The 21,064-nt window shown below is 62.2% G+C and carries 19 protein-coding genes and 2 tRNA genes; 12 read left to right on the forward strand and 9 right to left on the reverse strand.

Translation table 11 applies throughout. The features are described from left to right. Nucleotides 1-194 precede the first annotated feature (194 nt). Nucleotides 195-1,040 carry a hypothetical protein gene (locus LNV08_RS03270; RefSeq protein WP_263532204.1) on the forward strand — a complete coding sequence of 282 codons (846 nt, stop codon included), beginning with the start codon at nucleotides 195-197 and terminating at the stop codon, nucleotides 1,038-1,040. Nucleotides 1,041-1,046: 6 nt separating this feature from the next. On the opposite strand, the gene ilvD is transcribed toward LNV08_RS03270, so the two are convergent. Beyond that, the gene (ilvD, locus tag LNV08_RS03275) at nucleotides 1,047-2,726 is read right to left on the reverse strand and encodes a dihydroxy-acid dehydratase (protein WP_263532205.1); all 1,680 of its coding nucleotides are present in this window, start codon (nucleotides 2,724-2,726) and stop codon (nucleotides 1,047-1,049) included. A 107-nt stretch (nucleotides 2,727-2,833) separates the two neighbouring features. Between ilvD and LNV08_RS03280 the strand changes: the two genes are divergently transcribed. The 7 genes from LNV08_RS03280 (at nucleotide 2,834) to LNV08_RS03310 (ending at nucleotide 7,825) form a co-directional block, all read left to right on the forward strand. Continuing rightward, a complete protein-coding gene (locus tag LNV08_RS03280) occupies nucleotides 2,834-3,724 on the forward strand; it encodes a LysR family transcriptional regulator (RefSeq protein ID WP_263532206.1) in 891 nt (296 codons plus the stop codon). 201 nt (nucleotides 3,725-3,925) lie between these two features. Further along, on the forward strand, nucleotides 3,926-4,882 hold the full coding sequence (locus tag LNV08_RS03285; RefSeq protein WP_263532207.1) for a tetratricopeptide repeat protein: 957 nt from the start codon (nucleotides 3,926-3,928) through the stop codon (nucleotides 4,880-4,882). Nucleotides 4,883-4,982: 100 nt separating this feature from the next. Next, nucleotides 4,983-5,780 (forward strand): prolipoprotein diacylglyceryl transferase, encoded by a 798-nt coding sequence (gene lgt, locus LNV08_RS03290; RefSeq protein WP_263532208.1) that lies wholly within the window; start codon nucleotides 4,983-4,985, stop codon nucleotides 5,778-5,780. A gap of 23 nt (nucleotides 5,781-5,803) precedes the next feature. Further along, entirely contained in the window at nucleotides 5,804-6,508 is a 705-nt protein-coding gene (gene dnaQ / locus LNV08_RS03295) for a DNA polymerase III subunit epsilon (RefSeq protein WP_263532209.1), read from the forward strand. Nucleotides 6,509-6,570: 62 nt separating this feature from the next. Further along, nucleotides 6,571-6,645 (forward strand) — tRNA-Val (locus LNV08_RS03300). A 67-nt stretch (nucleotides 6,646-6,712) separates the two neighbouring features. After that, nucleotides 6,713-6,787 (forward strand) — tRNA-Val (locus LNV08_RS03305). 168 nt (nucleotides 6,788-6,955) lie between these two features. After that, a complete protein-coding gene (locus LNV08_RS03310) occupies nucleotides 6,956-7,825 on the forward strand; it encodes an alpha/beta hydrolase (RefSeq protein WP_263532210.1) in 870 nt (289 codons plus the stop codon). 16 nt (nucleotides 7,826-7,841) lie between these two features. Here LNV08_RS03310 and gltS read toward each other — a convergent pair whose 3' ends face one another. The 7 genes from gltS to map are packed head-to-tail and all read right to left on the reverse strand — an operon-like array spanning nucleotide 7,842 to nucleotide 15,318. Continuing rightward, entirely contained in the window at nucleotides 7,842-9,047 is a 1,206-nt protein-coding gene (gltS, locus tag LNV08_RS03315; protein ID WP_263532211.1) for a sodium/glutamate symporter, read from the reverse strand. A 56-nt stretch (nucleotides 9,048-9,103) separates the two neighbouring features. Then, nucleotides 9,104-9,724 (reverse strand): YitT family protein, encoded by a 621-nt coding sequence (locus LNV08_RS03320; RefSeq protein WP_263532212.1) that lies wholly within the window; start codon nucleotides 9,722-9,724, stop codon nucleotides 9,104-9,106. Nucleotides 9,725-9,731: 7 nt separating this feature from the next. After that, nucleotides 9,732-9,950, reverse strand: coding sequence for a DUF2788 domain-containing protein (locus LNV08_RS03325; protein ID WP_263532213.1), 219 nt, complete (start codon nucleotides 9,948-9,950; stop codon nucleotides 9,732-9,734). A 21-nt stretch (nucleotides 9,951-9,971) separates the two neighbouring features. Then, entirely contained in the window at nucleotides 9,972-10,757 is a 786-nt protein-coding gene (locus tag LNV08_RS03330; RefSeq protein ID WP_263532214.1) for a DUF2189 domain-containing protein, read from the reverse strand. 43 nt (nucleotides 10,758-10,800) lie between these two features. Further along, nucleotides 10,801-11,892, reverse strand: a complete 1,092-nt coding sequence (gene mnmH, locus LNV08_RS03335; protein ID WP_263532215.1) for a tRNA 2-selenouridine(34) synthase MnmH — start codon at nucleotides 11,890-11,892, stop codon at nucleotides 10,801-10,803. Continuing rightward, nucleotides 11,889-14,510 (reverse strand): [protein-PII] uridylyltransferase, encoded by a 2,622-nt coding sequence (locus tag LNV08_RS03340; RefSeq protein ID WP_263532216.1) that lies wholly within the window; start codon nucleotides 14,508-14,510, stop codon nucleotides 11,889-11,891. The genes mnmH and LNV08_RS03340 overlap by 4 nt, the downstream gene beginning before the upstream one ends. A 4-nt stretch (nucleotides 14,511-14,514) precedes the next feature. Continuing rightward, a complete protein-coding gene (map, locus tag LNV08_RS03345; protein WP_263532217.1) occupies nucleotides 14,515-15,318 on the reverse strand; it encodes a type I methionyl aminopeptidase in 804 nt (267 codons plus the stop codon). A 130-nt stretch (nucleotides 15,319-15,448) separates the two neighbouring features. Between map and LNV08_RS03350 the strand changes: the two genes are divergently transcribed. Then, entirely contained in the window at nucleotides 15,449-16,582 is a 1,134-nt protein-coding gene (locus LNV08_RS03350) for a DUF1624 domain-containing protein (RefSeq protein WP_263532218.1), read from the forward strand. 67 nt (nucleotides 16,583-16,649) lie between these two features. Beyond that, a complete protein-coding gene (locus tag LNV08_RS03355; protein WP_263532219.1) occupies nucleotides 16,650-18,050 on the forward strand; it encodes a wax ester/triacylglycerol synthase family O-acyltransferase in 1,401 nt (466 codons plus the stop codon). Here LNV08_RS03355 and LNV08_RS03360 read toward each other — a convergent pair whose 3' ends face one another. Continuing rightward, a complete protein-coding gene (locus LNV08_RS03360; protein ID WP_263532220.1) occupies nucleotides 18,051-18,875 on the reverse strand; it encodes an undecaprenyl-diphosphate phosphatase in 825 nt (274 codons plus the stop codon). It lies immediately after the preceding gene. Nucleotides 18,876-19,230: 355 nt separating this feature from the next. Here LNV08_RS03360 and LNV08_RS03365 point away from each other — a divergent pair, with 355 nt between their 5' ends. Both LNV08_RS03365 and LNV08_RS03370 read left to right on the forward strand, forming a co-directional pair. Next, on the forward strand, nucleotides 19,231-19,878 hold the full coding sequence (locus LNV08_RS03365; RefSeq protein WP_263532221.1) for a TetR/AcrR family transcriptional regulator: 648 nt from the start codon (nucleotides 19,231-19,233) through the stop codon (nucleotides 19,876-19,878). Continuing rightward, the gene (locus LNV08_RS03370) at nucleotides 19,875-21,059 is read left to right on the forward strand and encodes an efflux RND transporter periplasmic adaptor subunit (RefSeq protein WP_263532222.1); all 1,185 of its coding nucleotides are present in this window, start codon (nucleotides 19,875-19,877) and stop codon (nucleotides 21,057-21,059) included. The genes LNV08_RS03365 and LNV08_RS03370 overlap by 4 nt, the downstream gene beginning before the upstream one ends. The last annotated feature ends 5 nt before the right edge of the window (nucleotides 21,060-21,064 follow it).

Below are 21,064 nucleotides of genomic sequence, written 5' to 3' on the forward strand. Positions count from 1 at the left end.
GCGCATTCTTGCCCATTTTGTACGCGGCAAAACCGCCGGCTTGGGAAAACCCTCGGTGCTTTGCGTCCTGCCGCGTCTGTGGCCTGATCTAGACTGAGTCCATGCATGAAGACTTCGAGCCCCGACTTGTGAGCCGCCGCCAGGCGCTCACTGCCACTGTGGCCTCTGCCGCCACCTTGTATGCAGCGCCATGTATGGCAGCCACCAAGGGCGAGCCGGTGACGGTCCAGCACGATATGCAGCCTCTGCAAGGCGAGGCCGATTCTTTTCCCTTGGCGGTACTGACCCTGTTGATGGACAAGACCATTGCCAGCTACGGCCCCTATCAATTCGAAGCGCTGCCGCCGCGCGACAGCATCACCCAGAGTCGCACGATGTTGGAGTTGCGTGCGGGCAGTTTGGATGTGGTGGCCAGCATGAACTCGCTAGCGCGTGAGGCCGACGGCATCCAGGTGCGCGGCTGTCTGAGGCGTGGCTTGAACGGCTTGCGCTTGCCGGTCTGCTTGGCCAGCCGGCAGGCCGAGCTTGAGGGCATCAAGGACTTGGCGCAGGCCAAAAAATTACGCGTCGCGCAGGTCTCGCATTGGCCCGACGCCACGGTGCTGGAGCGCAATGCCTGGCCGGTGCAGCGGATTCAGAGGCTCGGCGTTTTCGATGCGATGTTGGAGCTGGGGCGCTTCGATGTTTTTCTGCTGGCCTCGGATGAGGCTTTCGGCATCGTGCAGGCCCTGCCCAAACTGGTGGTGCTCAAGCAATGGCTGGTGGCCTACCCGTCCACCTTTGCCTTTATGGTCAACCATGCGCGGCCCGAACTGGCCAAACGCCTGCGCCATGGCTGGAAGCTGGTGCAGGCCGACGGCAGCTTTGAGGCCTTGCACGACAAGGCCGTGGGTTGGCAGGTCAGGCAGGCGCATCTGGCCGAGCGGCGCTGGCTGATCCTGAACAACCCGGACCAGCCGCCGCCGGCACTGCTGCAAGATGCCAAACTCTGGCATCCGCTGGTGCGGCAGCGCTTGATCGAGCCCTTGTTGAAGGGCTGAGCTTCGTTACAGCAAGTCAAGCACCGCGCCTGAACTGGCGCTGGATGCGTTCTTGGCGAACTTGGCCATCACGCCGCGGGTGTAGCGCGGTGCCGGCGCCACCCAGGCCGCGCGGCGACGTGCCAGCTCTTCCTCGCTGACATGCAGTTCCAGCAGCAGTTTGTGTGCGTCGATGGTGATGCGGTCACCTTCTTGCACCAGCGCGATCACGCCGCCTGCGTAGGCTTCTGGCGCGACATGGCCGACCACCATGCCCCAAGTGCCGCCGGAGAAGCGCCCGTCGGTGATCAGCCCGACGCTTTCGCCCAGGCCCTGGCCGATCAGGGCGCCGGTTGGCGCCAGCATTTCTGGCATGCCGGGGCCACCCTTGGGGCCCAAGTAGCGCAAGACCATCACATCGCCGGCGACGATTTTCTCGGCCATGATCGCGGCCAGCGCCGATTGCTCGTCCTCAAACACCCGCGCCGGGCCGCTCATCACCGGGTTTTTCAGGCCGGTGATCTTGGCGACACAGCCTTCTGGCGACAGATTGCCTTTCAGGATGGCCAGATGACCTTCGGCATAAATCGGGTTGGTGACCGGGCGGATGACTGTTTGGTCGGCGCGCAAGTCCGGTACGTCGGCCAGGTTCTCGGCCACGGTCTTGCCGGTGATGGTCATCGCGTCGCCATGCAGCAGGCCGTGCTTGAGCAGCTCCTTCATCACCGCCGGGATGCCGCCAGCATGGTGCAAGTCAATAGCGAGGAATTGGCCGCTGGGCTTCAGATCGCACAGCACCGGCGTTTTGCGGCGCATGCGCTCGAAGTCGTCGATGCTCCATTCGACTTCGGCTGCATGGGCGATGGCCAGGAAGTGCAAGACCGCGTTGGTCGAGCCGCCGGTCGCCATGATGACGGCCACGGCGTTCTCGATCGCTTTCTTGGTCACGATATCGCGCGGCTTCAAATCCTTTTTGACCGCCTCAACCAAGACGGCCGCTGCTTTCTTGACGTTCTCGGTCACCTCGTCTTCGACGTTAGCCATGGTTGACGAGTAGGGCAGGCTCATGCCGAGCGCCTCGAAAGACGAGCTCATGGTGTTGGCCGTGTACATGCCGCCGCAGGAACCGCTGCCGGGGATGGCGCGCTTCTCGATCTGGCAGAAATCTTCCTCGCTCATCTTGCCGGCCGAGAACTGGCCGACCGCCTCGAACACGCTGACGATGTTGAGATCCTGGCCCTTGTACTTGCCCGGCAGAATCGTGCCGCCGTAGACATACAAGGCCGGCACATTGGCGCGCAACATGCCCATCATGCCGCCGGGCATATTCTTGTCGCAGCCGCCAATCACCATCACGCCGTCCATCCATTGGCCGCCGACGCAGGTCTCCACGCAGTCGGAGATCACTTCGCGCGAGACCAGGCTGTACTTCATGCCTTCGGTGCCCATGGCCATGCCGTCCGAGATCGTCGGCGTGCCGAAAACCTGCGGGTTGGCGCCGGCTGCTTTGAGGCCAATCACGGCTGCGTCGGCCAGCTTTTGCAAGCCGGAGTTGCAGGGCGTGATGGTCGAGTGGCCGTTGGCAATGCCTATCATCGGCTTGCCGAAGTCGCTTTCCTGGTAGCCCATGCCGTAATACATGGAACGGTTCGGCGCGCGGGCAACGCCCTCGGTGATGTTCTTGGAGCGGCGGTTGGCAGCGGTCATGAGCGTGGTCTCCGGTTCTTGAAAAGCTGGGATGCTGGCAGTATGCGTTGGCGTTGACTGTTGTTCAAATATATTATTCACTTCTGATTAATACAATTGGCATATCAATGATTGAGTTGCGAACGCTGCGCCAGTTTGTAGCCGTGGCGGAAGAACTGCATTTCGGGCGCGCCGCCGAGCGCCTGCACATGACGCAGCCCCCCTTGACGCAGGCGATACAAAAGCTGGAGGGCAGCCTGGGCGCGCCCCTGTTCGAGCGCAGCAGCCGCTCGGTCGCCTTGAGCGCGGCCGGCCTGGGCCTGCTGCCGCAGGCGCGCGCCATCTTGGCGCAGGCCGAGGCCTTGCCGGCTTTTGCGCAGGCGGCGGCGCGCGGCAGTCGCGGCCGGCTGCGCCTGGGCTTTATATCGACCGTAGGCTTTGGCGATTTGCCGCGCTGGTTGAGGTTGTTTCGCGAGGACTTCGCCGACATCGAATTGACCTTGCGCGAAGCGACCTTGGACGTGCAAATGCGTGAGTTCGCGCAGAACGATCTGGATGCCGGCTTCATCATCCATGCGCCCGGCGCTCAGCCGCCCGGCTTTGAGAGCTTGAGGATTTCCAGCGAGGCCATGGTGCTGGCGCTCAGCAGCGAGGAGTCCTTGGCGGTGAGCGCCAGCCTGGATGTACAGGCGGTGCTACGCCGGCCGCTCGTGATTTTCCCGCGCGAGATTGCGCCGTCCTTGTTCGATGCGCTGCTGGCGTTTTATCGCCAGCATGGCTTGGAGCCCCCGGTCGTGCAAGAGGCGATTCAGATGCAGACCATCGTCAATCTGGTTTCGGCCGGCATTGGCCTGGCCTGGGTGCCGGCCAGCGTGATGGCTTTTCAGCGCGCCGGCGTGGTCTACCGGCCTTTGCTTGGGGCGGCGCCGGTGTGTGAAACCAGCCTGATTTGGCGCCGCGACGCCGCACCGACGGTGCTGCGATTTGTCGAACATATTCAGCGTTTGATGCTGCCTTGAGTTCGAACCAGCGTCTGAAGCGCTTGTTTCTGCACTTCGTCGCAGAACTTGCCTGGGCGCAGCGTGGATGCGCACAATCAAGACATACTCTCTTTGTCGAAATCACTTCAAACTCGCTTCGAGTCATTTTTGCCTATGCCCTTCAAGCCCTTGCCCCGCCGTTTTCACGCCCTAAGCTCCTTGATCTGCCTGCTCGCTCTGTTGAGCTTGAGCCCTGCCGCGCAGGCCGCGCTGTTCAAGGATGCTCAGCTGCAAAGCCTGCTAGACGCAGGCCGCTATGAGGACTTGGAGCGTGCCTCGAAGGCGCGCCTGAAGCTCAAGCCCGATGATGTGCAGGCCTTGGCGGGCGCGGCTTTGGGCAGCAGTGATGCCTATGACGTGGCGCGGCTCGACGCTGCGGCCAAGCTGGCGCAGACCTGCCGCGAACGCGGCCCGCAAGAAGCCATTTGCTATTACGCCGCAGCCGAGGTGATGGGCCACCAAGTGCAAATGATCAACCCCTTGAAAGCGGTGGCGATGGTGGGGCGCCTGAAGGACGCTTTGCACAAGGCACTTGAACTTGACCCGACGCTGTACGCCGCGCGCAGCAAGCTGGTGCAGCTCTATTTGTTCACGCCGCAGATGTTGGGTGGTAGCGCGGCCAAGGCCAAGGCGCTGGAGGCCGAGATTCGCGCCAGCCAGCCCGAACAGGCGCGCTTGCTGCGATCGCTGGTGGCCGCTGCGGCCGAAAAATGGCCCGAGGCCGAGCGTGAGTTGATGGCCGTGCGTGCGGGCAGTGACGGCGCCTTGCTGGCCGACGTGCGCGAGGCCACGTCGCAGCTGGGCCGGCACTGGATGAGGGAGCAGCAGTTCGACAAGGCGCGCAGCTTGTTCGAGCAGTTGCAGCGTGATCAGCCCAGCCAGGCCATGGCCTCCTATTGCCTGGCTCGTCTGGCGCTGGATCAAGGGCAAAACCAGGCTGCGGTCCAACATCTGGAGCGCGCCAAGAGCCTGGCCGGCGCGCAGCAGCTACCCATTGACCACCGGTTGGGCGAGGCCTGGTTAGCCTTGGACGACAAGGCTGCGGCCAAAGCAGCCTTCAGCCGCGCCGCCTCGGACAAACATATCCGGCCTAACTACGCCAAAGATGCGCGCAAGAGCTTGGCCGAACTGGGCTGAGGCTGCCGGCCGGCCGCGCGCCTGAGCCGGCACCTTATGATGCGCGGCTGATTTCCCGGCGCAGCAAGATTCATTCAAGCGCTCTTCAAAGGACGACGCAATGTGGGTTCACCCCCAGTTTGACCCGATAGCCATCAAGCTCGGCCCCCTGGCCGTGCATTGGTATGGCCTGACCTATCTGGCCGCCTTTGGCCTGTTTTTGTTTTTGGCCAACCGCCGGGTCGCGCAGCCGCAGTTTGCGGGTTTGGGTTGGAGCCGCCGCGATGTGGACGACCTCTTGTTCTTCGGCGTGCTGGGCGTGGTGTTGGGCGGGCGGCTGGGCTTTGTGCTGTTCTACAAGCCTGACTACTACATGCATAACCTGGGTGAAGTGCTGGCGGTCTGGAAGGGCGGCATGGCGTTTCACGGCGGTTTGCTCGGCGTGATTGCCGCTATGGCCTTGTTCGCCAAGCTGCGTGGGCGCAAGTTCTTTGAAGTCACCGACCTGATCGCGCCCTGCGTGCCGACCGGGCTGGCCATGGGCCGTCTGGGTAACTTCATCAACGGCGAGCTGTGGGGGCGCGCGGCGGACCCCAGCCTGCCTTGGGCAATGGTGTTTCCGCAGTCGGGCTCAGCCTTGCCACGCCACCCCTCACAGCTCTACCAGTTCTTCGGCGAGGGCCTGTTGTTGTTCGTTCTGCTGTGGCTGTATGCGCGCAAGCCCCGCCAAACCGGTCAGGTTTCGGGCATGTTTTTGATCGGTTACGGCATCTTCAGGTTTATGGCCGAGTATTTCCGTGAGCCCGATGAGTATCTGGGCCTGCGCGCGCTCAACCTGAGCCAAGGCCAATGGCTGTGCGTGCCCATGGTGGCGGTGGGCATGTTGATCTGGGTTTACTCCAGCCGTCGCAAAGCCTGATTTCTAGTTTTCCCCGAGTCCCCATGCGTCAAATCTTTTTCGACACCGAAACCACCGGTCTGGCCGCCGAGGGCGGCGACCGCATCATCGAAATCGGCTGCGTCGAGATGGTCAACCGCCAGTTGACCGGCAACAACCTGCACCTTTACGTCAACCCGCAACGCGCCAGCCATGAGGACGCGCTGCGTGTGCATGGCCTGACCGAAGCGTTTCTGTCCGACAAGCCTTTGTTTGCCGACATTGCCGATCAGTTGTTGGATTTTCTGGCCGGCGCCGAGCTGGTGATCCACAACGCTCCCTTCGATATTGGCTTCGTCAATGCCGAGATGAAGAGGCTGCGCCGCCCGCCCATCACCGACACCGTGGGCAGCGTGCGCGACACGCTGTTGATGGCGCGTGATTTGTTCCCGGGCAAGGCCAACTCGCTGGATGCCTTGTGCCGCAGGCTGGAGGTTGACAACTCCAACCGCAAGCTGCACGGCGCTTTGCTCGACGCCGAATTGTTGGCCGAGGTCTATATCCGCCTGACGCGCGGACAGGATTCGCTGGTCATGGATGACTCGGGCAGCAATGCGCAGTCGGCTGAATTCAAGCTGGCCGCGATTGATCTGAGCAGCTTTGTGCTGCCGATTTTGCAGGCCAGCGAGGAAGAACAACTCGCCCATGAGCGCGTGCTGGGCGAGCTGGACAAGGCCAGCGGCGGAAAAAGAATCTGGCAATCTGCTTGAGTCGCCAGCAAAATCCGTGGCATAATTGTGGGCTTCGCAGTTAGCGAAGAACTGAAAAAGTCGGGCGGTTAGCTCAGGGGTAGAGCACCACATTCACACTGTGGGGGTCGCAGGTTCGAAACCTGCACCGCCCACCAGAACATCATCTGCATGGCTGCATGCCGTGCGTCTAGATGGACTGGTGGATTTGATTCACAAAATTCAGGGCGGTTAGCTCAGGGGTAGAGCACCACATTCACACTGTGGGGGTCGCAGGTTCGAAACCTGCACCGCCCACCAGATCAACCTCGCCAAGTCTGACGACTTCGCGAGGTTTTTTCTTGCCCGCTCAGTTTGCTCGCCAGGAGGCTGCTCGGTCTGTGCGATGCTGCGGGTTTTTGTCGAGTGGCTGGCCCGCCGCCAGCATCGACACTTGAGTCCTAAGCTTCAAGCAAGGAGTAGCCGAGCATGCCCCGTCAAAGCCCCGCCTGGTTCGATCAGCAATACAACAACCGCGCTCGCGTGGCCGACAGCGCCGACATTCTGGGCCGCTGGGCGCGGGCCTCGCAATTGGTGCGTGAACGGTCGCGCTGCCTGCTTGATGTGGCCTACGGCGAGGCTGCGGCGGAGCGGCTGGATGTTTTCCCCTCGGACGTGCCGAACGCGCCGGTGCTGGTGTTTGTGCACGGTGGTTATTGGCGCTCGCTGGATAAATCGGACAGCTCTTTTTTGGCCAGCTCCTTCACCGATGAAGGGGCCATGGTCGTGATTCCAAACTATTCGCTTTGCCCGGATGTCGGCATGGACCGCATTCCCTTGCAACTGGTGCAAGCACTTGCCTGGGTCTGGCGTCATGCGGCCGAATATGGCGGCGACCCCATGCGGGTGGTCTTGGTCGGGCATTCGGCCGGGGCACATCTGGCGAGCATGCTCAATTGCTGCGACTGGAAGGCTGTCGCGCCGGATTTGCCGCATCACCTCGTCAAGGGCGTGTTGGCGATCTCGGGTGTCTACGATCTGGCGCCGCTGCGCCAGGCCCCGTTTTTGCAGGCTGATCTGCGCCTGGATGCCGACAGCGTGCGCCGCCTCAGCCCGGCACAGTTTCCCGCCCCCGAGGCGCCGGTCTATGCCATCGTGGGCGCGCAAGAGAGTGAGGAGTTCAAACGCCAAAACCGTTTGATCCGCCAGGCCTGGGGCCGCCGGGTGGTGCCGATTTGCGAAGAAATCAAGGGCTGCAACCACTTCGATATCTTGCACGATCTGGCCGACCCAGCAGGGCGCAGCCACCAGCTGGCGCGGCGCTTGCTGGACTTGCGCTGGTATAGCGCATTGCTTTGACAAGAAGTTGGCGGGCTCAGTAAATCGGCAGGGCCATGAACAGCTTGATGATCAGTGCGTTGGCGATGTCGATAAAAAAGGCGCCCACCATGGGCACGACGATGAAGGCCAGATGCGAAGGGCCGAAGCGATGCGTGACCGCCTGCATATTGGCGATTGCGGTGGGCGTCGCACCTAAACCAAAGCCGCAGTGGCCGGCCGCCAACACCACGGCGTCATGGTTGCTGCCCATGACGCGGAACGTGACCAAGATCGCATAGGCCGCCATGGCCATCGCCTGTACCGCCAGAATCAGCAGCATGGGCAGGGCCAGATTAGCCAGCTCCCACAGACGCAAGCTCATCAAGGCCATGGCCAGAAAAAGCGCCAAGCTGACATTGCCGAGTACCGAAACTTCGCGGTCAAAAACTTGGTGAAGCCCCAGTCCGGCCAAGACGTTGCGCAGCAGGACGCCGATAAAGAGCACGCAAACAAAGGTCGGCAATTCGAACGCCGTGCCCGCGATGGCAGCGCTGAGCATGTCGCCGCCGGCCAAGCACAGCGCAATCAAGGCCAAGGACTCAATGAAGGAATTGACCGTGATCAGGCGGGTGGCTTCGGGCTCTTCAAAGTTGCTTGGCGCCTGAGCCGGCTGCTGTGCTGCGGCTTGAGGCTTCATCTTGCTCATCAGAAATTTCGCCACCGGACCGCCGATCACGCCGCCCAGCACCAGGCCGAAGGTGGCGCAAGCCATCGCCAATTCGGTCGCGCCCTGCAGGCCAAACTGTTCGCTGAAGACCTTGCTCCAAGCTGCACCCGTACCGTGCCCGCCCGACAAGGTGATGGAGCCGGCCAGCAGGCCCAGATGTCGATCCAGGCCCAGCAGCGAAGCCATGCCTAGGCCTATCATGTTTTGCATCAACAAGAGGCCCAGCACGACCCCCAGGAACTTGACCATGATGCTGCCGCCGGCCTTCAGACTGGCAAGGTTGGCAGACAGGCCTATGGTGGCGAAAAACGCCAGCATCAGCGGGGTTTGCAAAGAGGTATCGAACTTGACCGTGTAGCCGCTCAGCTGCTGCACCAGCAGCATCAGCAAAGCCACCACCAAGCCGCCTGCGACCGGCTCGGGGATCGTCAAGGCCTTCAGAACGGCAATGCGTGTCACCAGCATGCGGCCAAACAGCAGCACAAGCGAGGCGGCGACGAGGCTGCCGTATCCGCCGATATTACTGACATTCATCGTTGCGCGTCCCAGTAGTTGGCAAGTTAGCGAGCTTACAGGACTTGCGTGAACAACTACACCGCCATATAGCGGCCTGGCCGGTGATTGATGGCCAGCGCGGCGTTGATGGCCAGCATGCCCACAATTGACAGGCCGATTCGATCGGGTGGCACAAAGGCCAAGCCGCAAAGCAGAATCACCAGGTCCAGGCCAGCCTGCACATAGCCGGCGCGCCAGCCGTACTTCTCCTGCAGATAGAGCACCACCACATTCAGCCCGCCAAGAGAGGCGCGGTGACGGAACAGAATCAACATGCCCGCACCAATCAGCAGGCCACCGGCAATCGCCGCGAACCAGGGGTTGAGCTGGGCAAACTGCAGCCAGCGCGGCAGTGCTTCAGCTAACACGGCCATCAAGCTGACTGCGGTGATGGTTTTGAGGGTGAAGGGCAAGCCCATGCGCTTATAGGCCAGCCAGTAAAAAGGCAGGTTGATGCAAAAGAAGAGGGCGCCGAAGGGCAGGCCGCTGGCGTAATGAAGCAAGAAGGCGATGCCGACCGTGCCGCCGGTCAACATGCCCACCTGCTTGAACAGCGCCACGCCCAGGGCGACGAACAAGGTGCCGGTGAGCAGGGCCTGTACATCTTCAAGCCTGGAATGCTTGAAGCTGCGGGTGATGGTGTCGCGCAGGCTCATCGGGAATCTATCCGCCGATGCCCGTCATAAACCATTTGATGGCGCCCTTGGCCAAGTAGCCGACCATGCCGAAGCCCAGGCCCAAGAGCAAGACAAAAGTGCCGAAACGCCCGGCCTTGGACTCGCGCGCCAGCTGCAAGATGATGAACACCATATAGACCATGAAGAGGCCTACGCCCCAGCTCAGGCCGAACTGGGCAATTTGCTGCTCGCTGTATCCGAACATACTGTGCTTGGGCCTCCGCGGTCAGTCGGTGTTGGAAACGAGGTCACGGTAGGCGTGCCAGCTGGCGTGACCCAACCAGGGCAAGACCACGACGAAGCCCAGCATCAGGCTGGCCATGCCGAGCAAAGTCAGCAACATGATCAAGCCTGCCCACAAAGCGACCGCCGCCGGGTAAGCCATCACCACGCGCCAGCTGGTGAACACGGCGCCCAGCACGCCAACGTCCGTGCGGTCCAGCAGCAGCGGCACGGCGATCAAGGTCGAGGCGAACATCGGGGCGGCCAAGACCGCCCCCATGGCCAGCCAGATTTCGAATAAATGAGATTCTTCGTTCAGCACCACGTGACGCAAAAAGTCCGCCGGCTCTCGAATGGGTGCGCCCGCAAAGCCGGTGATCAAGGAGGCAGATGTCATCACCCAGCCGGTGCCGGCAAAGGCCAGCAACACGCCGAACACCACCAAGCGTCCGTCGCGTGGCCGCCAGGCCTTGATGATGGCGGCAAAACTCGGTGTGCGACCATGCTCAAGGTCGCGGCTGATCACATACAAGCCGGTCGCCAAAATCGGCGCCACCAGCAAGAAGCCGCTGAAGGCGCCGGCCAGCAGCCAGAAATGCTGGCGCGCCAACACAAAGATCAAGGCCCCGAGGGCCGCCAGCACCAGACCATGGGCGAGCGAGGGGCCAGGGCAGCGCACCAAGTCCTGCCAGCCCCGGGACAACCAACCCAAGGGGCGCAGCACGGGCACCGGCTTCACCCCGAATTGGCGTGATTGACGCAGGGCATTTTCAGTTTCTAAAAATTGCATCTGTACTCACTTTGAAGAAAGTATCTTGCCACGCAGCAGGGCTTCAGGCCTTGACCGCCATCAAGTCCAGCGCGAGGGCATGAAGGCAAGGGGCGGAGCCATCGGCGAGCTGGATGCGCCTTGCCCGCTCAAGCTGCGGGTAATGTCCGGCCAAGGAGCGCTCGTAGCCGGGGTCGTAATGATCGCGCATCAGTTCTGCGAACACCGTGCCCCAATCGCCGGCGCGCGCCAGTGCCTGCCAGCCTTGCACGCGTTCGCGGCCACGCATGCTGATCAAGGCGTCGAGCTTGGCGCAGAAGTAGTCGGGCCGCTCGAAGAAATGAGCATAGTCTTGCAAGAGCAGCTCCACACGGGCCGCGCCCGGCATCTCCAGCCAATAAATGTGGTCGCTGGCCCGCATCGCTTCGTACATCGATTCGGGCATGCGGACCTGGCCGATCTTGCGGCTTTCGCTTTCAACAAAGACCGGCCGGCTTGGGTCCAGCTGGCTCAGCTGCTGCCACAGCAAGGTGTCAAAGCCTTTTTGGCTGGGTTGGGGTTGATCCGGCAATGCGCCGAGGATTGAGCCTCGATGGGCCGCCAATTTTTCGAGGTCAAGCACTTGCGCGCCTAAGCCGGCAAGCGTCTGCAGCAATCTGGTCTTGCCGCTGCCGGTTCGGCCGCACAGCACATGAAACTCGAAGCCGGCCGGTTGCGTCAGCAAGGCTTCGCGAACCTGCGCCCGATAGGCCTTGTAGCCGCCCTGCAGCTGGCGTGACTTGAAGCCGATCTGGCCGAGAAACCAGGTCATGGCGCCCGAGCGCTGGCCGCCGCGCCAGCAGTAGACCAATGGCCGCCAGTTGCGACTCAAGGGCTCGGCATGGGCCTCGATATGACGGGCGATATTGCGCGCCACCAAAGCCGCACCAATCTTGCGCGCCTCGAAGGGCGAGCTTTTGTAGAGCAGGCCGACCCGGTGGCGCTCCTCGTTATCCAGCACGGGCCAATTGAGCGCGCCGGGCAGATGGTCTTCGGCATATTCGGCCGGCGAGCGCACGTCGATGATGGCGTCAAAGGCCTTCAGCGCGCTAATCGCTTCCTCGGCGGCTATCAGCGGCGAAGGTGGGCCATGTTTGGCTGTGGTTTCTGCGTTCATTTTTGCAGCGCCACTGCATCGAGCAGCTCGCTCTCGATTTGAAGTTGAGCCTTGTTGTGCTGCAAAGCGGCACCGTCGACCAGGAAGGTATCTTCGACCCGCTCGCCCAGGGTCGAGATCTTGGCCAATTGCAGATTGATGCCGTGGCGCGCCAGCACGCGGGCAATCGCATAGAGCAGGCCGGCGCGGTCACTGGTGCTGATGGTCAACAGCCAATGTTGGGCGCGCTCATCCGGGCGCAGTGCGATGCGCGGCGTGTAGGGGAAGGACTTGACCCGACGCGACAAGCGCCCGCGCCGCGGCTCGGGCAAGGGCCCGGCGTTCAGCAGCGCCTGTGTCAGCTTGTTCTCGACCAGCGACACCAGGTCGCGGTGGTGCAGGTCCAGATCAGGGCTCAGCACCTGGAAGGTGTCGAGCGCGTAGCCGCTGCGCGTGGTGTGCACCTTGGCATCCAGAATATTGAAGCCGGCGCCGTCAAAGTAACCGCATATGCGGGCGAACAGATCCTGCGCATCGGGCGAGTAGACCAGCACTTGCAGGCCTTCGCCGACCGGCGAGGGGCGGGCCTGCACCACCGGCACCGGGCTTTGCACATGGCGCCAGAGCGAGCGCGCATGCCAGGCCAAATCGCCGGCTTCATGGCGCGCGAAGTAGCTGATCTCCAGTGTCTGCCAAAGCGGCGCTTCGGTACCGGGCAGCATCGAATGCAGGGCCAGTGCTTGCCGGGCCTCTTGCTTGCGGGCTTCGATATCGGCCGTCAAATTGGGCTGTGCGCCGCCCAGGGCACGCAGGCTGACACGGTACAAGTCCTCCAGCAGCTTGCCTTTCCAGGCATTCCAAACCTTGGGACTGGTGCCGCGAATATCGGCCACCGTCAGCAAATACAGGCCGGTCAGATGCCGGGCATCGACCATCTTCAGCGTGAAACGATTGATCACGTCGGGGTCGGACAGATCTTCCTTCTGTGCCACTCTGGAGAGGGTCAGGTGTTGCTGTACCAAGAACACCACCAGGTCCGCATCGGCCTTGTCCAGGCCATGGTCGCGGCAAAAACGCCTGGCTTCTAGGGCCCCGAGATCGGAATGGTCACCGCCGCGCCCCTTGGCCACGTCATGGAACAGGGCGGCGATATAAAGCAGCTCCGGTTTGGCCCATTGCGCGGCCAGCTGCGAGCAAAAGCTGTACTCATGCGCATGCTCGGGGATGAAGAAGCGCCGCACATTGCGCAGCACCATCAGGATGTGCTGGTCGACCGTGTAGACGTGGAACAGGTCATGCTGCATCTGACCCACGATGCCGCGGAACACCCACAGATAGCGCCCCAGCACCGAGGTCTGGTTCATCAAGCGCATGGCGTGGGTCTGGCCCTCGGACTGGCGCAAGATCTGCATAAAAGTCGCGCGGTTGACCGGGTCACGCCTGAACGCACTATTCATCAGCTGGCGCGCGTTGTAGAGCGCGCGCAGGGTGCGGGCCGACAGCCCCTTGATGCCGCGGGTCTGCTGATAGACCAAGAAGGTGCGCAAAATCGCATGCGGTTCGCGCTGATAAAGGTCGTCCGAGGCGACCTCCAGCATGCCGGCCCGGTCCAGAAAATGCGCGTCGATCGGGCGCATCAGACCTTGCTGCGAGCCGTTGATCTGCTCCTCGAGATTCAGCAGCAGAATCTGGTTCAGCTGCGTGACCGCCTTGGCAGCCCAGTAGTAGCGCCGCATCAGCACTTCCGAGGCGCGCTGGCCGGCGCTGCTTTGATAGCCAAAACTCTCGGCCACGGCGGTTTGTTGATCGAACACCAGCCGGTCTTCGCGCCGACCGGCCACGCAGTGCAGGCGGGCGCGAATCAGTTTGAGCAGGCCTTCGTTGTGTTGCAGCTGGCGGCTCTCGAAGGCGGTGATCAGGCCGGCCTGCGCCAAACCCTTCCAGGTCTGCCCCAGGCCGGCGGCGCGGGCGATCCAGATCAGCACTTGCAGGTCACGCAGGCCGCCCGGGCTTTCCTTGCAATTGGGCTCCAGGGAGTAGGGCGTGTCGTCGTACTTGGTGTGACGCTGGCTCATCTCCAGCGTCTTGGCGCGCAAGAAGGCGCTGGCGTCCATGGAGGCCGTTAGTAATTTTTCCAACTGTTGGACCAGGGGCCGGTCGCCGGCCAGCCAGCGCGCTTCCAGCAGCGCTGTTTGTATGGTTACATCGCCGGCAGCTTCCTGGCGGCATTCGTCCAGCGTGCGCACAGAGGAGCCAATCTCCAGGCCGATGTCCCAGCAAGCGGTGATGAAGGCCTCGATGCCGGTCTTGACCGCGCCGCATTGATGCGCCTCGACACCGTCGGGCAGCAGCAGCAAGACATCGACATCGGAGTAGGGGAAGAGCTCCGCGCGGCCGTAGCCGCCCACGGCCAGCAAACTGGCGCCTGCGGGCATGGTGCTGCGGGCCCATAGCCCTTGCAGGGCGGCGTCGACATGCGCAGCCAGTGCGCTGAGCAGACCGGCCGCTGCTGCGGCCGTAGGGCGGCCCTTGCGGAAAGCCTCGACCAGTGCTTGCTTGCCGGCTTTGAAGTCTTGGCGGAACTCGGCCAAGCTTTTGGGCTCGACACTTGCGACCGCCTTGCCCACGCCCTTGCTCACCTGATCAAGCAGTGATGAATGCAGGCGGCGGCGGGCTGCCGGCCGAGAGTGTGAACACCTCGTAGCCGGTCTCGGTGACGATCAGCGTGTGCTCCCACTGCGCCGACAGCGATCTGTCTTTGGTTTTGATGGTCCAGCCGTCATTGCCTTCTTTGATCTCGCGCCGGCCGGCATTGATCATGGGCTCGATGGTGAACACCATGCCCTCGACCAGTTGCACCAGGGTGCCGGGGCGGCCGTAATGCAGCACTTGCGGTTCTTCGTGGAAGACCTGGCCGATGCCATGACCGCAGAACTCGCGCACGATGCTGAAGCCGGCGTTCTCGGCATAGGTCTGGATGGCGTGGCCGATGTCGCCCAGATAAGCACCGGGTTTGACCTTGGCAATACCCTTCCACATCGCTTCGTAGGTAAAGGCACACAGGCGCTTGGCCGCGATCGAGCCTTCGCCGACGACAAACATGCGACTGGTGTCGCCATGCCAGCCGTCTTTGATCACGGTGACGTCGATATTGACGATGTCGCCGTTCTTCAAGGCGCGGTCGTTTGGGATGCCGTGGCAGATCTGGTCGTTGACCGAGGTGCAGATCGACTTGGGGTAGGGGATGTAGCCGGCCGGCGTGTAGTTCAGGGGGGCTGGAATCGCTTGCTGCACATTGACGATGTAGTCGTGTGCCAGCTTGTCGAGTTGGTCGGTGGTGATGCCGGGTTTGACATGCGGCGTGAGCATGTCCAAGACTTCGGAGGCCAAGCGCCCGGCAATGCGCAAAGCGGTGATATCGGCGCCGGATTTGATCGTGATCGTCATGGCTCGCAGTTTAACTGGGGGAAGCCTAAGCCTCGTCGCTGTGCCGAGGGAATCACCCCAGATGCTTGGGGCGATCGCCGACCTAATATCCAAGCTAACAAACGGCCTTCCTCAACTCCATCTCCCGACCGTGAATCATTCTCCCTCCCAGCGGCTGTTCGCTATCGATTTGCTGCGCGGCCTGGTTATCGTCTTGATGGCTTTGGATCACACGCGCGATTTCTTTGCCCCGACACCCTTCAATCCCCTGGATCTGCAACTGGGCTCGCCCGCTTGGTTCTGGACGCGCTGGATCACCCATTTGTGCGCGCCGATCTTTGTCTTGCTGGCCGGCATGTCGGCTTACTTGCGCTCAAAGCGCCGCAGCAAGGTCGAGATGACGCGTTACTTGCTCGGGCGCGGCGCTTTGCTGGTCTTGCTGGAACTCACCTGGGTCAGTTTCAGCTGGCAGTTTGGCTTCAATGTGCTGATCTTGCAGGTGATCTGGGCGATCGGTATGGCCATGATGGTCTTGGGCTTGTTGATCTGGCTGCCGCTGCCCCTCATTGCCCTGGTGGCGGCGGCCTTGATCTTGCCGCACAACCTGCTGGACGCTTGGCATGGCAAAGACGCCTCCTGGCCGATGATGGCCTGGCATCAGGGCGGCTACCGGCAGCTTTGGCCGGGCCTGGGCGTCGTGTTTGCCTATCCCTTGATGCCTTGGGTCGGGCTGATCGCGGCCGGCTACGCCTTGGGGCCGGTGCTGGCCTGGGAGCCCGCGCGCCGGCAGCGATTTTTGCTGAGCGCTGCAGCTGCCTTGTTGTTCGCTTTTGTACTGCTGCGCAGCGGCAATTTTTATGGCGACCCGCATAGCTGGCAGGCGCGTTTGGGGCAGGGCAGCGGCTTGGCGCTGGAGCTGATGGCTTTTGTCGATGTGCATAAATACCCGCCTTCGCTGCTCTATCTGTGCATCACATTGGGCCTTGGCTTGGCGGCATTGGCCCTGATCGAGCGTTGGGTGCAACACCCGCCGCGCGTCTTGATGCTGTTCGGCAGCCGGCCAATGTTTTTCTACCTGGTACACATCGCCTTGATTCATGCCCTGGCCTGGGTCTATATGCAATGGCGCTTTGGCGGCCAGATGTTGGAGCATCAGGGCTGGCAGGCGCCGCCGGGCTATCAGCCTTCATTGCTGGTGTGCTATTTGGCCTGGTTCTTGGTGTTGCTGTTGATGGCTGTTTTGACCCGGCTTTGGGTGAGGCAAACCCGCCACTGGCGCGGGTAAACCCACGGACAAGCGACTGACTCGCTGGCGACACAATCGCTGCAACCATTTCTCTGCGCGCAACACCATGAAAAAACTGTCCTTGCTTGACCTGGGTTTCTTCGTCGCCGAGTCGCAGGCCAGCCCCAAGCATGTGGGCGGGCTGCTGATGTTCAAGCGGCCGGCCAAAGCGCCAGTGAGCTTTGCCAAAAGTCTCTACCGCGAATACCTGGGCTTCACCGAGGTGGCGCCGCCCTTCAACCGAGTGATTCGCTTTTCGCTGACCGCCATGCCCTGCTGGCAAGACGCCGAAGTGGACCTGAGCCAGCATATTTTTTATCACAAGCTGCCGCGCGGCGCGAATGACCGCGAGGCGCTCTACGCCTTTGTGGCCGGCCTGCATGAGCCGATGTTGGACCGCTCGCGCCCGCTGTGGGCCTTGCATGTGATCGACGGGCTTACCGAGGGGCGCTTCGCGATCTATCAAAAGATGCACCATGCCTATGCCGACGGCGTCACCATGGCGCGCTGGACGGCCGAGGGGCTGGCCGATTCGGCCGAAGAGCTGGAGCTGACGCCGGTGTGGACGCTCCAACATGGCGGGCACGGCAAGGGCAAGCGTCGGATTGGCGTCAAACGCCAAGACGAGATGCTGGCCGCTGTCTGGAAAGAACTCAGCGGCACCAGCCTGCGGATTCTGGGCATCAGTCGCCTGGCCGCGATGTTGTTCTTGGAGAGCGTCAAGCTGACCAAGAACGCGATCGCCTTGCCCTTTGTCTCCAGCGCCAAGACACCGCTGACCGGCCAAGTGACGTCCGGGCGCCAGTTCACCACCGCTGGCGTGTCCATGGACCGTGTCAACCGCATTCGTGAGCGCACTCGCTCCACCATCAACCATGTGGCGCTGACCTGCTTGGATGGTGCTTTGCGCCGCTATCTCTTGGACCAAGGCGTGGAGTTGCGCCGGCCGATCACGATACAGATGCCTGTCAATCTGCGCAAAGAGGGCGAGAAGACAGCCGGTAACAAGATCGGCATCATCCAGGTGGAGCTGTCCGCGCCGACCGAAGACCCCTATGTGCGCCTGCGCAATATCGGCTTCTCGCTGCGCAATGTGCGCACCATGATCGACAGCGTGTCGGCCGAAGCGATCGAGTCCTACACCATCATCACCGGCCTGGTGGCGCAGATCGCCGAGATGCTGGGCCTGAGCAACACCTTGCCGCCTATGGGCAACACGCTGGTGTCGAATGTGCCGGGCCCGAAGTCGCACCTGTACGTCAAAGGCGCGCGGATGGAAGAAATGCATCCCATCAGCACCTTGCCGCCGAGCAACCTCCTGAATATCACGCTGTTCAGCTATGCGGGCGAGCTGTTCTTCGGCCTGATTGCGACCGACGAGTTGCCCAATCTGCCGCTGCTGGGTCGCTATGTGCAGGAGGCCTTCACCGAGTTGGAAGCCTCGGTGAGTGATGCGCATGCAGCGTAACTAGTCTTTCCAAACGATGGTGCCGGTGAAGGCGGTCACCAAAATCAGAATGCCGAAGCCGATACGGTAGTAGGCAAATGGCGTGAAGCTGTGGCTGGAGATGTAGCGCAGCAACCAGCGCACGCAAACCCAGGCGCTCAGAAACGAGAACAGCAGGCCGACGCCGAACATCGGCACATCGGCCATGCTCAGCAGCGCACGCTCCTTGATCAGGCTGTAAGCGCCGGCGCCAATCAGAGTCGGGATGGCCAGGAAGAAAGAGAAATCGGTCGCCGCTTTACGCGACAAGCCCATCAACATACCGCCGATGATGGTGGAGCCCGAGCGGCTGGTGCCTGGGATCATGGCCAGACATTGAATCAAGCCCACCTTGAGCGCGTCCAGCGGTGTCATATCGTCGACCGAGTGGATGCGGACCTCCGCTTGCTGGCGCTTCTCGGCCCACAAAATAATGAAGCCGCCCAAAATAAAGGTGCTGGCCACCACGATGGGTGTGAACAGATGAGCCTTGATGGCCTTGCCGAACAGGAGGCCCAGGATCACGGCCGGCAAAAAGCCGATCGCGACGTTGATGACAAAGCGGCGTGCGCGCGCGTCATTGCCCAAACCGGCCGCCACTTCACGCAGGCGCTGCCAGTAAACCAAGATGACGGCAAAGATGGCGCCGGTCTGGATGGCGATATCAAAGACCTTGCTCTTTGCATCATCAAAGCCCAGCAGCGAGCCGGCCAAAATCAAATGCCCGGTGCTGGAGATCGGCAAGAATTCGGTCAGGCCTTCCACGATGCCCATGACGGCGGCCTTGATCAGCAAAATGGCGTCCACACGGGGCTCCCTTGTTTTTTGAGTGGGCGCGATGATAACAAGTGGCTATGTCCACCCATCTTCGGCGTGGCTGCGTGGGGTGCTGGATTGAGAGCCGAGGTGGGCCTTGTGCCCGGAGCGCGGCAGAACGGCCGTCGAAACCCCGCTCCGGGCATTTTCCGACTTCAGCGCACAACTTTGTGCCTTGATCCGACCTCCGCCAAACCCAGTTCGAGCGAAGAACCATCTGCGCGGCTCGGGCCGGCCCGTGCTGCCCAACGAAGCCTTGGTTTTGGCTTTTCGCGGTTTACGCCGTTGACCCCCACGGAGCCCTGGCCTACATTACTGACCAATTGGTCATTAGGTATAGCCGCACTTGAGTACAAGCCCCCGTCAACGTCGCAAAGAAGCCCGCCCGCAGGAGTTGCTGGCGGCGGCATTGACGCTGTTTGTTGAAAAGGGCTTTGCGGCAACGCGCACCGAAGAGGTGGCGGCGTTGGCGGGGGTGTCCAAGGGCACGCTTTACCTGTATTACCCGAGCAAGGACGAATTGTTCAAGGCGGTGGTGCGTGAGAACTTGTCATCGCGCATCGCCGAGGCCGCCGTGCTGGCCGCGCAGCACCAGGGTTCGGTGGCCGATTTGCTTTGCCATGTGATGGGGGAATGGTGGCGGCAGGTGGGCCTGGGAACGGCCGGCGGGATCAGCAAGATCATGATGGCAGAGGCGCGCAACTTTCCCGAGTTGGCGCGCTTTTATGTTGACGAGGTGGTGCAGCCGACGCACCAATTGCTGGGCAGCTTGATCGAACGCGGCATCCAGAGCGGCGAGTTTCGCCCGGTGCCGGTTGCCGACACCGTGCATGTGCTGGTCGGGCCGATGCTGCACATGATTCTTTACCAACACTCACTCGGCGCCTGCAAGCTGCACGGCCCCACAATCGACCCGCCCGCCGTCTTGGCGGTGCAAATGGACTTGATGTTGCGAGGCCTTTTGAGCCGCAATTCGAAAGCAAGAGATCAATGAAAACTTGGGTGAAGATTTCTCTGGCGGTGGCCGTCGTGGCCCTGCTTGGCGTCGGTGGCGTGCGCCAAATGAAGGCGATGAAGTCGGCCAAAGATGCGCAGGCTCAGGCGCAGGCCAAACCGCGCAGCGGCCTGAGCTTGGCCGATATCGATGTTGCTGTGGTCAAGCGCGAACGCTTCGCGGGCAAGCTTGAAATTTCCGGCAGTTTGCGGGCCTTTGAGACCGCCATCATCAAGGCCAAGGTGGCGGCCGAACTGGCCAACTTGACGGTGCGTGAGGGCGACAGCGTGCGTGTGGGCCAAGTCTTGGGCAAACTCGATACGGTTGAGTTGGACTTGCGCCTGCGCCAAGCCGAGCAAAACGCGCGCGCCGCCAAGTCGCAACTCGATATTGCGCGGCGCGCGCTGGAGAACAACCGCGCCTTGGTCGGGCAGGGCTTTATTTCCAGCACCGCTTTGGATAACGCCGTGGCGAGCATGGCCGGCAGCGAGGCCACTTATCAGGCGGCCCAAACTGCCGTCGATCTGGCGCGTAAGGCCCATGGCGACGCCACATTGATTGCCCCAATCAACGGCCAGGTTTCACAGCGCCTGGCCCAGCCGGGCGAGCGGGTTCCTGTAGACGGCCGGGTGCTGGAGATCGTCAACCTGAGCCAGCTGGAGCTGGAGGCGGCCATTCCGCCCGAAATGGCGGCCGAGTTGAAGATTGGCGCCAAGGCGCTGCTGCAGGTGGACGGCATGGCGCAGGAAGTTCCCGCCACCGTGGTGCGCATCAACCCAGCGGCTCAGGCCGGTACGCGGGCTGTGCTGGTCTACCTGAAGGTGGCCGGTCAGGCGGGCTTGCGCCACGGCATGTTCGCGCGCGGACGGATTTTGCTGGATGAGATCGAGGGCTTGGTGGCGCCGGTATCGACCGTGCGTTTCGACAGGGCGCGGCCCTATGTGCTGCAAATCATCGACGGCAAGGCGCGGGCCCGCGAGGTGGAGCTGGGTCGCAGCGGCGAGCTGCGCGGCCAGCCGGTACAGGCCTTGCGCAGCGGCGTGCCCGAAGGTGCGCAGCTCTTGACCGGCACGGCGGGGCAGGTGGCTGATGGCACGCTGGTGACGCTGCCGCCACGTGTAGGCGTTGCGCAGGCTTCGGCTCCCGCCACCGCGCCGGCCGCCGCGGCTTCGGCACCCTGAGCAGG

Source organism: Paucibacter sp. TC2R-5, assembly GCF_025717605.1.
Classification (GTDB): domain Bacteria; phylum Pseudomonadota; class Gammaproteobacteria; order Burkholderiales; family Burkholderiaceae_C; genus Paucibacter_A; species Paucibacter_A albus.

What these genes read in the sequence shown, in the direction of transcription:
- map (WP_263532217.1), bottom strand. Translation starts at nt 15,318, where the DNA reads ATGACGATCACGATCAAATCCGGCGCCGATATCACCGCTTTGCGCATT.
- LNV08_RS03270 (WP_263532204.1), top strand. Translation starts at nt 195, where the DNA reads ATGGCAGCCACCAAGGGCGAGCCGGTGACGGTCCAGCACGATATGCAG.
- LNV08_RS03280 (WP_263532206.1), top strand. Translation starts at nt 2,834, where the DNA reads ATGATTGAGTTGCGAACGCTGCGCCAGTTTGTAGCCGTGGCGGAAGAA.
- LNV08_RS03355 (WP_263532219.1), top strand. Translation starts at nt 16,650, where the DNA reads ATGAAAAAACTGTCCTTGCTTGACCTGGGTTTCTTCGTCGCCGAGTCG.
- lgt (WP_263532208.1), top strand. Translation starts at nt 4,983, where the DNA reads ATGTGGGTTCACCCCCAGTTTGACCCGATAGCCATCAAGCTCGGCCCC.
- ilvD (WP_263532205.1), bottom strand. Translation starts at nt 2,726, where the DNA reads ATGACCGCTGCCAACCGCCGCTCCAAGAACATCACCGAGGGCGTTGCC.
- mnmH (WP_263532215.1), bottom strand. Translation starts at nt 11,892, where the DNA reads ATGAACGCAGAAACCACAGCCAAACATGGCCCACCTTCGCCGCTGATA.
- dnaQ (WP_263532209.1), top strand. Translation starts at nt 5,804, where the DNA reads ATGCGTCAAATCTTTTTCGACACCGAAACCACCGGTCTGGCCGCCGAG.
- LNV08_RS03330 (WP_263532214.1), bottom strand. Translation starts at nt 10,757, where the DNA reads ATGCAATTTTTAGAAACTGAAAATGCCCTGCGTCAATCACGCCAATTC.
- gltS (WP_263532211.1), bottom strand. Translation starts at nt 9,047, where the DNA reads ATGAATGTCAGTAATATCGGCGGATACGGCAGCCTCGTCGCCGCCTCG.
- LNV08_RS03310 (WP_263532210.1), top strand. Translation starts at nt 6,956, where the DNA reads ATGCCCCGTCAAAGCCCCGCCTGGTTCGATCAGCAATACAACAACCGC.
- LNV08_RS03370 (WP_263532222.1), top strand. Translation starts at nt 19,875, where the DNA reads ATGAAAACTTGGGTGAAGATTTCTCTGGCGGTGGCCGTCGTGGCCCTG.
- LNV08_RS03320 (WP_263532212.1), bottom strand. Translation starts at nt 9,724, where the DNA reads ATGAGCCTGCGCGACACCATCACCCGCAGCTTCAAGCATTCCAGGCTT.
- LNV08_RS03325 (WP_263532213.1), bottom strand. Translation starts at nt 9,950, where the DNA reads ATGTTCGGATACAGCGAGCAGCAAATTGCCCAGTTCGGCCTGAGCTGG.